Annotated in this window: 13 protein-coding genes; 7 read left to right on the top strand and 6 right to left on the bottom strand. The window is 69.3% G+C overall.

All coding sequences use genetic code 11. From position 1 onward, the window contains the following. Positions 1–42 precede the first annotated feature (42 nt). From kstD to NA3_RS07240, 3 genes are read left to right on the top strand one after another with little or no spacing between them, the layout of a single operon-like run. The gene (gene kstD, locus NA3_RS07250; protein ID WP_062962728.1) at positions 43–1,782 is read left to right on the top strand and encodes a 3-oxosteroid 1-dehydrogenase; all 1,740 of its coding nucleotides are present in this window, start codon (positions 43–45) and stop codon (positions 1,780–1,782) included. 2 nt (positions 1,783–1,784) lie between these two features. Further along, positions 1,785–2,516, top strand: coding sequence for a glucose 1-dehydrogenase (locus tag NA3_RS07245; RefSeq protein ID WP_062962719.1), 732 nt, complete (start codon positions 1,785–1,787; stop codon positions 2,514–2,516). A 17-nt stretch (positions 2,517–2,533) separates the two neighbouring features. Beyond that, positions 2,534–3,355, top strand: coding sequence for an SDR family NAD(P)-dependent oxidoreductase (locus tag NA3_RS07240; protein ID WP_062962717.1), 822 nt, complete (start codon positions 2,534–2,536; stop codon positions 3,353–3,355). 54 nt (positions 3,356–3,409) lie between these two features. Here NA3_RS07240 and NA3_RS07235 read toward each other — a convergent pair whose 3' ends face one another. Continuing rightward, positions 3,410–5,098: an AMP-binding protein gene (locus NA3_RS07235; RefSeq protein WP_063917354.1), complete on the bottom strand. Its 1,689-nt coding sequence runs from the start codon at positions 5,096–5,098 to the stop codon at positions 3,410–3,412. 270 nt (positions 5,099–5,368) lie between these two features. On the opposite strand from NA3_RS07235, the gene NA3_RS38475 reads away from it, so the two are divergent. Continuing rightward, positions 5,369–7,498: a pyruvate, phosphate dikinase gene (locus NA3_RS38475; protein WP_062962712.1), complete on the top strand. Its 2,130-nt coding sequence runs from the start codon at positions 5,369–5,371 to the stop codon at positions 7,496–7,498. Beyond that, positions 7,488–8,273, top strand: coding sequence for a tyrosine-protein phosphatase (locus NA3_RS07225; RefSeq protein ID WP_167354965.1), 786 nt, complete (start codon positions 7,488–7,490; stop codon positions 8,271–8,273). Before NA3_RS38475 ends, NA3_RS07225 begins: the two co-directional genes overlap by 11 nt. 6 nt (positions 8,274–8,279) lie before the next feature. Here NA3_RS07225 and NA3_RS07220 read toward each other — a convergent pair whose 3' ends face one another. After that, positions 8,280–8,465, bottom strand: coding sequence for a hypothetical protein (locus tag NA3_RS07220; RefSeq protein WP_062962710.1), 186 nt, complete (start codon positions 8,463–8,465; stop codon positions 8,280–8,282). Between the two features lie 129 nt (positions 8,466–8,594). On the opposite strand from NA3_RS07220, the gene NA3_RS07215 reads away from it, so the two are divergent. Next, positions 8,595–9,044: a thioredoxin family protein gene (locus NA3_RS07215; RefSeq protein WP_062962950.1), complete on the top strand. Its 450-nt coding sequence runs from the start codon at positions 8,595–8,597 to the stop codon at positions 9,042–9,044. On the opposite strand, the gene NA3_RS07210 is transcribed toward NA3_RS07215, so the two are convergent. The 4 genes from NA3_RS07210 to NA3_RS07195 all read right to left on the bottom strand — a co-directional run bounded on the left by NA3_RS07210 (position 9,041) and on the right by NA3_RS07195 (position 12,452). Then, entirely contained in the window at positions 9,041–9,292 is a 252-nt protein-coding gene (locus NA3_RS07210) for a cold-shock protein (protein WP_062962708.1), read from the bottom strand. The two genes, NA3_RS07215 and NA3_RS07210, sit on opposite strands and share 4 nt — an antisense overlap. A gap of 12 nt (positions 9,293–9,304) precedes the next feature. Next, complete coding sequence (locus NA3_RS07205) at positions 9,305–9,910, bottom strand: isochorismatase family protein (RefSeq protein ID WP_062962707.1); 606 nt, start codon at positions 9,908–9,910, stop codon at positions 9,305–9,307. 109 nt (positions 9,911–10,019) lie between these two features. Then, a complete protein-coding gene (locus NA3_RS07200; RefSeq protein ID WP_062962706.1) occupies positions 10,020–11,003 on the bottom strand; it encodes a GlxA family transcriptional regulator in 984 nt (327 codons plus the stop codon). A 60-nt stretch (positions 11,004–11,063) separates the two neighbouring features. Then, complete coding sequence (locus NA3_RS07195; protein WP_063917332.1) at positions 11,064–12,452, bottom strand: MFS transporter; 1,389 nt, start codon at positions 12,450–12,452, stop codon at positions 11,064–11,066. 71 nt (positions 12,453–12,523) lie between these two features. Between NA3_RS07195 and NA3_RS07190 the strand changes: the two genes are divergently transcribed. Then, a complete protein-coding gene (locus tag NA3_RS07190) occupies positions 12,524–13,546 on the top strand; it encodes a GlxA family transcriptional regulator (protein WP_062962705.1) in 1,023 nt (340 codons plus the stop codon). Positions 13,547–13,579: the final 33 nt, after the last annotated feature.

Below are 13,579 nucleotides of genomic sequence, written 5' to 3'. Positions count from 1 at the left end.
AGCGGCCATAGCGTCGAACGCAACGACGGGGAAGAAGGACGGATGACACAGGAATTCGAATTCGACGTGGTGGTCGTCGGCTCGGGCGCGGCCGGTATGACCGCCGCATTGACCGCCGCCTACCGCGGGCTGTCGGTGACGCTGATCGAGAAGAGCCGCAGCTTCGGCGGATCCACCGCGCGCTCCGGCGGCGGTATCTGGATCCCGAACAACCCGGTGTTGCAGGCCGCCGGTGTGCCGGACAGCCCGGAACTGGCTCGGACCTATATGAAAGCCGTTGTGGGCGATCGCGTTCCGGAGGAAAAGCAACGTGCCTTCCTCGATCACGGGCCGGAGATGATGCGCTACATCGGTGCGCGCAGCAAGTACTGGCAGTTCGTCTACGACCGCGGGTACTCCGACTACCACCCGGAATTCCCCGGCGGGCTGGCTCAGGGGCGCAGCATCGAACCGGCGCCGATCGACGGTCGGCTGCTCGGTGGTGATCTGCACAAGATCAACCAGCCGACCATGTCGGGGCCGAAGGGAATCGCCTTCACCGTCAGCGACTTCCACGATCTGAACATGATCGCCCGCACCTGGGCGGGTAAGCGCACCGCGATGAAGGTGGGTGCGCAGGCCGTGGCGAACAAGCTGCGCGGCCGGCTGCCGCTGAGCCTGGGCAAGGCCCTGGCCGCGCGGCTGTGGCTGTCACTGCGCGACGCCGGGGTGCCGGTGTGGCTCAACACGCCGCTGACCGAGTTGGTCACCGAGGCCGGTGCGGTGGTCGGCGTGCGCGCCGAACACCAGGGTGTTCCGGTGCTGATCAAGGCGCGTCGCGGCGTGGTGCTCGCGGCGGGCGGATTCGAACACAACCTGGAGATGCGCAAGCAGTACATTTCCGGGCCGCAGTCCACCGACTGGACGGTGGGCGCCACCGAGAACGTCGGCGAAGGGATCGTCGCGGGCCAGAAGGCCGGCGGCGCGGTCGATCTCATGGACGACGCGTGGTGGGGACCGTCGGTGCGCAACCCCGAGGGGCCGCCGTTCTTCTGCCTGGCCGAACGCGCGCAACCCGGCGGCATCATGGTCAATCACGCGGGGGAGCGGTTCGTCAACGAATCGGCCCCGTATGTGAACGTCGTGCACACCATGTACGAGCAGCAGGCCGCGGGCGTGGACCACATCCCGGCGTACTTCATCATGGATCAGACCTTCCGCGACCGGTATCTGTTCCTGGGCAACTTCCCGAAGCGCCCGATTCCGCAGAAGTATCTCGACGCCGGGATCATCACCCAGGCCGATACGCTCGAGCAGCTGGCGAACACGATCGGTGTTCCCGCGGCGGCCTTGGCAGCCACGGTGCAGCGCTTCAACGGCTTCGCCCGCAGCGGGCGCGACGAGGATTACGGTCGCGGCGATTCCGCCTACGACCGGTATTACGGCGACCCCACCGTGCAGCCGAATCCGTGTCTGGCGCCGCTGGAAAGAGGACCGTTCTACGCGGTCGAAATGGTGCCCGGCGACCTGGGCACCAAGGGCGGGCTGTGCACCGACGAATATGCCCGCGTGCTCGATGACCAGAACGCGCCGATCGCGGGTTTGTATGCGGCGGGCAACAATTCGGCCTCGGTCATGGGTAACGACTACGCGGGTGCGGGAGCGACGATCGGACCCGCCATGGTCTTCGGGTACATCGCCGCCAACCACCTCGCCGACGAGCGCGAACCGCAGGCCGTCGTATCAGCGCCGAAGCGGGCGAGCAACGGCCGCAAGACGGCCGCGCGCACGGGACAGGAGTGACCATGGGCAGGATCGACGGTAAAACGGTCGTCGTCACCGGCGGGGCGCGGGGAATGGGTGCGGCGTTCGCGCAGCGGCTCGTCTCCGAGGGCGCTTCCGTCGTGATCACCGATGTGCTGGCGGAGGACGGTCAGCGGACCGCCGCACGGCTGGGTGATGCGGCATTGTTCGTCACTCACGACGTGACCGACGAATCCGCGTGGAACGACGTTGTGGCGCAGGCGGAATCGGCGTTCGGGCCGGTGTCCGGACTGGTCAACAATGCCGGAATCGTGCACGTGGATCCGATCGAAACGCTCGCCGAAGCGGACTACCGCAAGGTGATCGACGTCAATCAGGTCGGTGTCTTCCTGGGCATGAAGGCCGTCGTCGGATCGATGCGACGTGCCGGTGGCGGGTCGATCGTGAACATCTCCTCGGTCGGCGGCATCATCGGCTTCTCCAACATCCTCGGCTACACCGCCTCCAAATGGGCGGTGCGCGGCATGACCAAAACCGCGGCACAAGAGTTCGGGCCCATGGGGATTCGCGTCAACTCGGTGCATCCCGGTGTGGTCATGACCGAGATGACCACCGATTCGGCGCGGTCGAATTCGATGTTCCACGATCAGCCGCTGGCACGTCCCGGCACCCCCGAGGAATTGGCGAATCTTGTGCTGTTCCTCATCTCCGACGAGTCCGGTTACAGCACCGGTTCGGAATTCGTCGCCGACGGCGGATTCACCTCCCACTGACACAAAGGATTTCCGCGGTGAAGAATTTCGCAGGTAAGACCGCCGTCATCACCGGCGCCGGTGCCGGCATCGGCCGCGCGCTGGCCTTGGAGCTGGCCGGCCACGGCGCTCGCCTGGCCCTGTCCGGCCGCAATATCGACAATGTCGCCGAGACCGCCGCGCTGTGCGAGAAGAAGGGCGCCCACGCCCGCGCCTACCGGCTCGACGTTACCGACCGCGACGCGGTGTACGCCCATGCCGACCAGGTGGCGGGCGATTTCGGCGGGGTGAACATCGTGGTCAACAACGCGGGTGTGTCGCTGACCGCCAGCACCGAAGAGGTCAGCTGGGACGACTTCGAATGGATCGTCAACATCAACTTCTGGGGCGTGGCCTACGGGACGAAAGCCTTTCTGCCGCACGTGATCGCGTCCGGTGACGGCGCGATCGTCAATGTGTCGAGCATGTTCGGCCTGGCCGCATGCCCGACCCAGGGCGCCTACAACGCGACCAAGTTCGCGATCCGGGGCTTCACCGACGCGCTGCGCCAGGAAATGAAGATCGCCGGGCACAACGTCGCAGTGAGCTGCGTCCATCCCGGCATGATCCAGACCGAGATCGCGTGGAAGGCGCGCGCGGGCGCCACCCGGGATCGCGATGCGCTGGCCGCCAACTTCGACCGGCTCGCCAAGACCAGTCCGGAGCAGGCCGCCAAGGCGATCGTCGACGGCATCCGCAAGGACAAGGCGAAGGTGCTGATCGGCAACGACGCCCGGATGATCGACCTGCTGCCGCGCATCTTCGGCTCCGGCTATCAGAAGATCCTCACCGCGCAGATGCGCAACGAGGTCAGCAAGTAGGCCACTCGCGGCCGGGCCGGTGATCGCGCCATCACCGGCCCGGTGAGTTGAACGTCAGTGCGCACAACGTAATTCACGTTTTCGCACCTTCCCCGCCGTAGTGCGGGGCAACCGGTCGAGTATCCGCACCGTGCGCGGGATCTTGTACCCGGCCAAGCGGGTGCGACACCACGCGAGCAGATCGTCCGCGTCGAACGGCGCCGTCCCGGCGGGAACCACGAAGGCGGCGCCGACCTCTCCGAGGCGCTCGTCGGGTACGCCGACGACTGCGACCTCGGCGATCCCCGGATAGCCCCGCAACGTCTGTTCGACCTCGGCCGGAGAGACGTTGAACCCGCCGACGATGAACATATCCTCGACCCGATCGGTGACCCGCAGGTAGCCGTCGGCGTCGAGGGTGCCGACGTCACCGGTATGCAGCCAGCCCCGCGGATCGACGGCGGCGGCAGTGGCGTCCGGGTCGTCGAGATATCCGCCCATCACATTCGGTCCGCGCACCACGATCCGGCCCGGCGTGCCGGCCGGCACCTCGCGGCCGTCGGTGCCCAGGATGCGAATCTCGCTGCCCGGCAACGCCTTGCCCACGGTGTGCGCGGTGCGCTCGATATCCGTACCGGGCGGGCAGACCGCGACCACGCCGACCGATTCGGTGAGACCGTAGGCGGTGAACACCTGATCGGCTCCGAGGCCGGCGCCGATCCGGGTGATCAGTTCCGCGGGAATCGCCGTCCCGCCGGTGCCGGCCAGTCGCAGCTGCGGGTACGACCGCCCCACCGCGAGCAGATCGGTGAAAACCGTCGGGGGACCGGCGAGTACGGTGATCCGCTCCGAGGCCAGCAGATCCGCCACCGCCCTCGGATCGAATACCGCCACGGGGAACATGGTGGCCGCCCGCAACAGGCACGCCACGATGCCCGCCTTGTATCCGAAAGTGTGCGAGAACGGATTGACCAGGAGGCAGCGATCACCGTGTCGGAGGGTGACGGCGCTCGCCCACCGGTCCAGGACGGTCAGAGTTTGCCGGTGGCTGGTCAGCACCCCTTTGGGCGAACCTGTCGTGCCGGAGGTGAACAGGATGTCGCTGATCGCATCGGAAGGGATTGCGGCCGTTCGTGCTTCGGCATCCGACGGCTCTGTTCGCTCGGCCTCGGCGATGAAGTCCCGCCAGCCGATCGGCACGCCGTCGCGTCGATCGTGCGCACGGGCAGCCCATCCCCGGGGCTCGTGCCGCTGCCCCGAGCCGGTGACCGACTCGGCCGCGGCGGTAGGTTCCTCATCGTTGCCCAAGTTCGATGTGGGTGCGGCGCTTCCGTCCATTGCGTGCGTATCGGACAACAGGACCGTGAATGCGAGATCCGGCAGCTCGTCCTGATCCGTCAGCAGGCTCGGATAGTCGATTCCCAGGAACCCGCGCACCGTGAACAGGCCACGGCATCGGGTGCGGCGCAACAGCGCCGCGGCCTCCGGCCCACGCAGCCGGGTGCCGATCGGCACCAGGGTGGCGCCCGCGCCGAGCAGGCCCACGGCGGTCACGATCCAGCGGGCGCTGTTGGGCGCCCAGATCGCGACTCGATCCCCGGCGCCCACCCCGCAGGCCATCGCCGCGCGGGTCACGCGTAGCGCCTCGGCGTGGAGGCCGGCATAGGTGAGGCGGGTGCGGCCCTCGACGATCGCGACGGTCGACCCGTTCCGGCGTGCCTGTTCGGAAACCAGAGCCGGAATCGTCACGGGCTCCGCCGTCATCTCTTCGCACACCATCGCTGTCCGGATACACACTGGAACACACCTTGCCGCCGTTCGGGCGGTCCAGGGCCCATGGTGCCGCAGGCGGCCGCCGCGCAGGCCGTCCGCACACCACCAGTCCCGGTCAGTGGTACGGCGGGCGCGCCGTTGATTCCCGCATCCGCTGAGCGGGACCATCGCTACTGGCCGAGGACGGTCGAACGGCACTCTCGAAGGATGACCGGGGCGGCAGGGGGTTCGACGCCCCGATGGATGGACCGAAGGAGTGACATGACCGCGGGTGCGGAGCTGGCCCAACGATCCGAGACCGTCGTCGGACTGGACGGCGACTGCCCGTTGTCGCGGGACCGGATCGGCGGCAAGGCCTGGAGTATCAACCACATGCGCGGACTCGGGCTGCCGGTGCCGCCGGCATTCGTGCTCACCACCGACGCGTGGCGTGATTTCACCGAGCGGGGCGCGATCGCCGACGACATCTGGCAGGCGGTCTGCGACGGCGTCGCCATGCTCGAGCACGGCACCGGCCGCACCTTCGGCTCGATCCGCCGGCCGCTGCTGGTCTCCGTGCGCTCGGGCGCGGCCGTGAGCATGCCCGGCATGATGGACACCGTCCTCAACCTCGGCATCAACGACGGCGTCGAAGAAGCGCTCGCCGCGGCGACCGGCAGCGCCGGCTATGCCGCCGACACGCATCGGCGCTTCCGGGCGCAGTATCGCGAGACGGTGCTGCAGACACCCGACGGCGTGGTGCCGGCGGACCCGTGGGAACAGCTGCGCGCGGCGATCACCGCGGTGTTCCGGTCGTGGGATTCGGTGCGCGCCAAGGCGTATCGGCGCAACCGCGGCGTATCCGACGACCTCGGCACCGCGGTCACCGTGCAGGCGATGGTGTTCGGCAACCTCGACGAGGCGTCCGGGACAGGCGTGCTGTTCAGCCGCAACCCGAACACCGGCGACGGGCCGGCCTACGGCGAATGGCTGGTCGGCGGACAGGGCGAGGACGTGGTGTCCGGCCGCACCACCCCGCGGCCGCTGAGCGACCTCGCCGCCACCCAGCCCCAGGTGCACGATCGGCTGATCGCCGCCGCGGCACTGCTCGAACGCGACGGGCGCGATATCCAGGACATCGAATTCACCGTGGAATCCGGCACGCTGTGGATGCTGCAGTCGCGTCCGGCCAAGCGCTCGGCGCGGGCGGCGGTGCGGGCCGCGGTGGCGATGGCGGAGGAAGGGCTGATCACCCCGGCGGAGGCGTTGCAGCGGGTCGGGGCCGACCAGATCCGCGCCGTGCTGCAGCCCGCGACTACGGCGGCGGATGCGGGCGAAGCGCTGGCACGGGGCGAATCCGCCTGTCCGGGTTTGGCTTTCGGCATCGTGGTCACCGACCCCGACGAGGCGGAGGCGCGCGCGGCGGCGGGGGAGAACGTCGTCCTCGTCCGGCCGACGACCAGTCCCGATGATCTGCCCGGCATGATCGCGGCCCGAGCGGTGGTCACCGAACTGGGTGGCACCACCTCGCATGCGGCTCTGGTGAGCCGGGAACTCGGGCGGCCGTGTGTCGTCGGATGCGGGCCGGGTGTCGTGGACGCGCTGGCGGGGCGCAGTGTCACCGTCGACGGCGGCGCCGGTGTGGTGTGGGCGGGCGAGGTCGCCGGTGGCGAGGTGGACGGCGCGGTCCTCGACGATGTGCGCATGCTCGCCGAATGGGCGGGAGTAGCGCCCGGCGAACTCGCCGGGGCGCTGGACGGTGCGGCGGAAGTGGCTGTGGCACAGCCTGTTTCCCGTACCGTGAGCGAGCTGGAACTGCTGCGACTGATCGGGGTGAAGGGCCGGGTGCGCGGTGACGCGGTGGCCGCCAGCCTGGGCGGTGACGTGGACGAGGTGAGCGCACGGTGTGCGGATCTGGTGGCAGGCGGCTTGTGCGCCGACACCCCGGCCGGTGTGCGGTTGACGCCCGACGGGCGACATCGCCTGGCCGAGTTGCTGACCGCCGAACGAGGCGAGGTCGACACCGCCGCCATGGCCGCGGCCTACGAGGACTTCTGTGTCGTCAATGCGGAGCTGAAGGAGATCGTGACCGCGTGGCAGATGAAGGACGCGGCCACGCCCAACGACCACGGCGACGCCGATTACGATGCGGCGGTGCTGGACCGGCTCACCGATCTGCACACCCGGGTGCGGCCGCTGGCCGAGCGGCTGGGATCGATCGCGCCGCGGTTGGCCCGGTACCGCGAGCGGCTGGAGACGGCCGTCGAGCGGATCGCCGGCGGTGATCACGCCTGGGTGGCGCGGCCGATCATGGACAGCTACCACACCGTGTGGTTCGAACTGCACGAAGATCTGATCGGATTGTGCGGACTCAGTCGTGCCGAGGAAGCGGCGGCCGGCCGTGCCGAGTAAACCGATCGCCCAGGAATTCGACGCGACCCGGCGCTGGGTCGACTTCGAGGAAATCGACAACGTCCGCGATCTCGGCGGCCTGCCCGTCGGTGGCGGCGGTACGACGCGATTCGGCGTGGCGCTGCGGTCGAGCACCCTGCAGCAGGCGACCGAGGCGGATGTGGCGCTGCTGCTGGGTTCGGTCGGCATGCGCACCCTGATCGACCTGCGGCTGCCCGACGAGGTGGAGAGGGAAGGCTACGGCCTGCTGGCCGGCGCGGCGATCGAGAAGGTGAACCTGCCGGTCCGCAAATCGGCGCAATCCTCGCTCGCCGCACGGGATCTGGTGCCGGACAAGACACGCGTGGATCTGGCGCAGCTGTACGGACAGCTGCTCGCCGGCAGTCCGGAGGAGATCGTCGCCGCGGCGCGGCTGGTCGCCGATGCCGAACGGCAGGCGGTCGTCTTCCATTGCGCGGCAGGTAAGGATCGCACCGGAGTGCTCGCGGCGGTTCTCCTCGATGCGGTGGGCGTGGCACCGGAGGTGATCGCGGCGGACTACGCCCTCACCAACGAGCGGATGACGCGGGTGCGCAACCGGCTCGACGCGCTGAACTCCTATACCGGCCTGCCGCCGACGAGCACCGGAATCCTGGCTGTCGAGGCGGCCGTGATGCTGCGGTTCCTCGACGACCTGCGGCGCGACCACGGCGGAGCCGCCCGCTGGCTGCGCGAGCACGGGCTGACGGCCGAGGAGCTGGCGATGTTGCGAGCCGCCCTGGTCACCGGGTGGTGAAGGCCCTCACCGCGAATAATCGCGGAAGGTCATCACGAAGGCGGGTGCGGCAATCATGACGAGCAGGATGTAGGCCAGGACCTGCAGGCCGGTATACGGCAGCTTGTGCACCCAGATACCCAGGATCAGAACGCCCAACAGCAGCACCACGCCGTAGAGCGGTGTTCGTTGCGGGTGGTCGCCCATACCCATGACTCCACGATACTCAGCGGGGCCGTCGTCCGACAGCGCTCGTCGGGCGCCGCCCGCTCGAGCCCTGCTGTGACCGGCGATCCGTGGGAGAATCCGGAGTCGACGATGGCCGACGCCGGGAGGAAACACATGCCCACCCAACCGTTGACCCAGCAGAACTTCGAGCAGGTGATCGCGACTCATGCGATCGTGCTCGTCGACTTCTGGGCCTCCTGGTGTGGCTGGTGCACTCGCTTCGCCCCGATCTTCGCCGACTCCGCGGCCGCGCACCCGGAGATCGTGCACGCCACCGTCGACACCGAGGCCGAGCCGGCCCTCACCGCCGCCGCCCAGATCACCAGCCTGCCGACCCTCGTCGCGTTCCGCGAGGGCCTGCTGGTCTACTCCCATCCGGGCTTCCAGACCGCCGCCCAGCTGGAAGAGGTCATCCAGCAGATCCGCTGGCTCGACATGGACGAGATGCGCCGCGAACTCGGCGTGCAGACCCCGGCCGCCACCGCGCCCGCCCCGCCGATGGCTCGTGCGGGAGCCGCCACCGGCCGACCCAGCTACGGCTGGCCGGGTCTGAGCCCTGGCTAGGCCCCGGCCGACTCGAGGTGGGCGGCCCCGTCGATGCGGCGCACCCGGGTGGCGCGGTATCGAAAACTGTCCTGCTGTGCGGACTCGTAGTCGAACTCCACGCGCTCACCCGCGTCGAGCGCTCGGAAACCGTCGCCCTCGATCGCGCTGAAGTGCACCCACACGTCGCAGCCGTCCGGGAGTTCCGCCGCGGCTATCGCGCCCCAGCCCTTTTCCGGCCGGAAGAATTTCACCGTTCCGATCGCCATCGGTCCATGATGTCAGTCGATCAGGCTCGCGACGGTCGGGGCGACGCGTCCGAACAGATCGGTGATCGTGGTCAGGGCGGCCGCGTGCACCGCCTTCGCGGACAGGGGCGTTCCGTCCGGGGCGGCCAGTGCACGCGTGGCACAGGCCTGGGCGACGACGGTGGGGTGGTAGCCGCGATTGAACGCGCCCTGGGCGGTGAAGGCGACGCACATGTGGGTCATGAATCCGGCCAGGACCAGATCCGGTCCGGCACCCGCGCGCTGCAGCACCTCGTGCAGGTCCGTCTCGTGGAAGGCGTCGGGAAAGTTCTTGACCACCACTGTTTCTCCCGGGGCAGGCGCGACCTCGGCGCTGATCGCGCCGATATCGGAGCCGACGTCGTAGGGCGTGCCGGGGCCGCCGTCGTTGACGATGTGCACGACGGGGCGGTGCAGTGCGCGGGCCGCGGCCAGCAGCCGGGCGCCGGCCGCGAGTGCCGCGTCGGCCTCGGGGAGCCGCATCACCCCCTCGCGGTAGGTGTTCTGGAAATCGATCATGACGACGGTGGCGTCGGCCAGGCGGGGCAGGTCGTCGTCGAGGCCGACGACCCGGCGCAGGGGAGTGGCGACGGCGGACATGGATACCTTCTTTCCTTGGGGGACAGAGCTTTTCGGGCAGTACGGAGCTGTTCGGGCAGGACAGAGCGCCGGGCCGGGCAAGCGCCCGGTCCGGTCGTCGTGGGTGAGATCAGGCGGAGGTGCGGAACCGCCGGCGGTACGCGCCGGGGTTGGTGCCCAGCCGGCGCAGGAACGCCCGGTGCAGGGTCTCCACCGAGCCCAGTCCGGCGGACCGGGCCACGCGCGACAGCGGGAAGTCGCTGGTTTCCAGCAACCGGCGGGCCGATTCGACGCGCGCGGCTTCGACATAGGCGGCCACGGTGAGCCCCATCTCCTGCCGGAACACCCGCGCGAAATGCCGCTCGCTCAAACACATTCGGCTCGCGAGTGCGGCGGCGGACAGGTCGGCGTCGAGATTCTCCGCGATATAGGTACGCAGTTGTTCGATATCGCGGCGAGCCGGTGCCGGCCGGCTCAGCGGCACGCTGAACTGACTCTGGCCGCCCTGCCGGCGCAGATAGACGACGAGTTGCCGGGCCACCGACAATGCCAGCTCCTCACCGTGGTCGTCGGCGACCAGCGCCATGGCGAGATCCAGGCAGGCACTGATTCCGGCGCCGGTCCACACCCGGCCCGAGCGGACGAAGATCGGATCCGGATCCACCAGCACCCGCGGATGGTCGGCGGCCAGTTGCCCGGCCGTCGACCAGTGGGTGGTGGCCGTCTTCCCGTCCAGCAGTCCGGCGGCCGCCAGCAGATGGGCGCCCACGCAGACCGAGGCGATCCGGCCGGTGCGCGGCGCGACCTCGCGCAGCCAGCGCACCACCTCGTCGTCGACGCGGGCGACCGGGCCGGACGGCGCCGGATCCACCGCGCCCGGAACGATGAGAGTGTCTATGCCCGTGTCGATATCGTCGAAGGCCAGGTCGGTGAGTACCCGGATGCCGGCCGAGGTGCGCACGACACCTCGATCCGGCCCGGCCAGTAACACCTCGTAGGCGGCGCTACCGCCGCTCTCCCGATTGGCTAGTGCGAACACCTCCGCCGGCCCGGTGACGTCGAGCAGATCCACGTCCGGAAAGGCCGCGATAACCACACGATGCTTCGATGACATGCCTCTCATCCTCTGGGTTGCCCCCTGGCGACCGCAACGACGGATCGCTGTCGGATCCGGTCATGTGCGAGGACGGAACGCCCACCCGGCCCCCGCCGCCAGCAATCCCATGGCAGCCATGTAGAGCCAGCCGGCGCGGAAATCGGTGAGGTCGTAGCCCGCCGTGCGGGTGAGGATCGCGGTCAGCACGGCGACGCCGAGAGCCGAGGCCGTCTGGCGCGCCATCATCAGCGTGCCCGAACCCAGGGACAGCTGATCCGGCGGCAGCAGTGACGAGGCGCCGAACAGCGGCGGTTGCAGCAGCGCGGTACTGACGCCGGCGAGCACCGCTCCCGGGAGGAAGATCAGGAGATACGAGGCGCCGCAACCGCTCAGAGCGATCCACCATCCCGCGCCCGCCGCGATGGCGAGCCCACCGAGGGCGGCCGAGGCGCGGGCGCCGATGCGTGCGACGACGCGGCCGGACAGCGGCGACACCAGCAGGCAGCTGATCGGAATCGGTGCGATTCCTAGACTGGCTCGCAACTCGGAGTAGTGCCATTCCGCGGTGAGATACAGGGTGCCCGAGAGCAGGAGGGCCGCGAAGGCCAGGTAGTAGCAGAACACGCCGAGGGTCGCGATGCGAAACATGCGGTGCCGCAACACCGCCGGACTCACCACCGGATCGGGGTGATGTCGCACGTGGTAGGTGAACGCCGCCGCGAGCACCACCGCCGCGGCGAGTGTGCCCACTGTTGCCGCGGATCCGTATCCCCATGCCGCGGCCTGGACGAAGACGGTGGTCAGTGCCGCGGTGGCACCGAGAATCAGTGCGGCGCCGAGGAGATCGAGCCGGCGCCGCGCGCGTGCCCGGATGTCGGGCAGGACCCGCAAGCCGAAGCCGAGCGCCGCCAGCGTGATCGGCACGTTCAGCCAGAAGATCCACCGCCAGCCCCATTCGAGCAGCAGACCGCCGATCACCGGGCCGCTGCTGGCGCCCGCCGCGGCGATCGCGGTCCAGATCCCCATCACCGTCGGATGATCACGAACATCGAAGGAGGGCAACACCAGTCCGAGCCCGGTCGGCACCAGCAGGGCCGCCGCCGCGGCCTGCACGACCCGCGCGGCGATCAGCACCACCAGCGTCGGCGCGACCGCGCAGCCGACCGAGGCCGCGCCGAAAAGCGCGATGCCGATGAGGAACCCGCGCCGTCGCCCGGTGTCGTCCGCGAGCCGGCCCGCGGGGACGAGCAGCGCGGCCATCACGATCGTGTAGGCGTTGAGCACCCAGGAGACCGTGTTCGGGGAGGCGCCGGTGAAGGAGGTCTGCAGGGTCGGGAAGGCGACGGTGACCGCGAAGAGGTCGAGAATCGCGAGGAATTGCGCGACGCTCGCCACCGCCAGAATCCGCCACCGCCGTGGCGATTCGGTGATCGGCGCATCCGCGCGCACATTGGCCGTAATTGTCATGTATGCAACTATTCAGCCGCCGAACCGTCGGATCGAGTGGCAGATTGGCCAACATGCGCTAGATTTCTGACATGACTGCGGATGTGGTGTGCGAATCCGGGCAACCCGGAACGGTGGCGGTGGCGGTGGCCCCGGGCCAGCCGGTGTTCGAGGTCGCGATCCCGTACCAGGTGTTCTTCGAACCTCCGCCGGGTGTCGATGCCGAGCACTGGTATCGGCTGCGCATGTGCGGTCCCCGCGGCACCCGGCATGCGACGCTGCGGGACCCGTTCGTCACGCTGACCGATTACGACTACGACGATCTGATCGCGGCCGACACCGTGGTCGTACCCGCGACCCCGAATGTGCGGGAGGATCCGCCCGCCGAGCTGGTGGCGGCGGTCCGCGCGGCCTACGACGCGGGAGCGCGCATCGCCGCATTGTGTTCGGGCGCTTTCGTGCTCGCGGCGGCCGGCCTGCTCGACGGGCGCCGCATGACCACGCATTGGAAGCACGTCCCGGCCCTGCTGGAACGGTATCCACACCTCGATGTCGATGCGAGCGTCCTCTACATCGACGACGGGCAGATTCTCACCAGCGCGGGAACCATGGCCGGGATGGATCTGTGTATCCATCTGATCCGCAAGGACCTCGGTTCCCGTGTCGCCAATGCCGCCGCGCGCGGACTGGTGGTGCCGCCGCACCGCGCGGGCGGGCAGGCGCAGTATCTGCGGAATCCGGTGCCCGTCGATGCGGCCGATCCGGGCGTGGCCGCGACCCTGCAGTGGGCGCTCACCCGCCTCGACACCGTGCTGACCGTCGGCGACCTGGCCCGGCACAGCGGACTCAGCGAGCGCACCCTGGCCCGCCGGTTCCATGCCGAACTGGGCACGACACCACTGCGCTGGCTGCTCACCCAGCGCATCATCCGAGCCCGGGAGTTGCTGGAAACCACCGACCTCGCCGTCGACGTGGTGGCCGAACGCTGCGGTCTGGGCAGTGCGGCGAATCTGCGCGCACACTTCGGGCGCGAAGTGGGTGTGTCACCGACCGAATACCGTCGGTCGCACCGGAGCAATCGGCACGAGGTGGTCGTGGCGTCGCAACACGCGTAGACCGGTGCGGCGACAGCGCACCGGCCGGGTGAT

The sequence above is a fragment of the Nocardia africana NBRC 100379 genome (assembly GCF_001612635.1).
GTDB classification, from domain to species: Bacteria; Actinomycetota; Actinomycetes; order Mycobacteriales; family Mycobacteriaceae; genus Nocardia; species Nocardia africana.
Note: the sequence above shows the minus strand (reverse complement) of the source record. Positions and strands in the feature narration are given on the sequence as shown.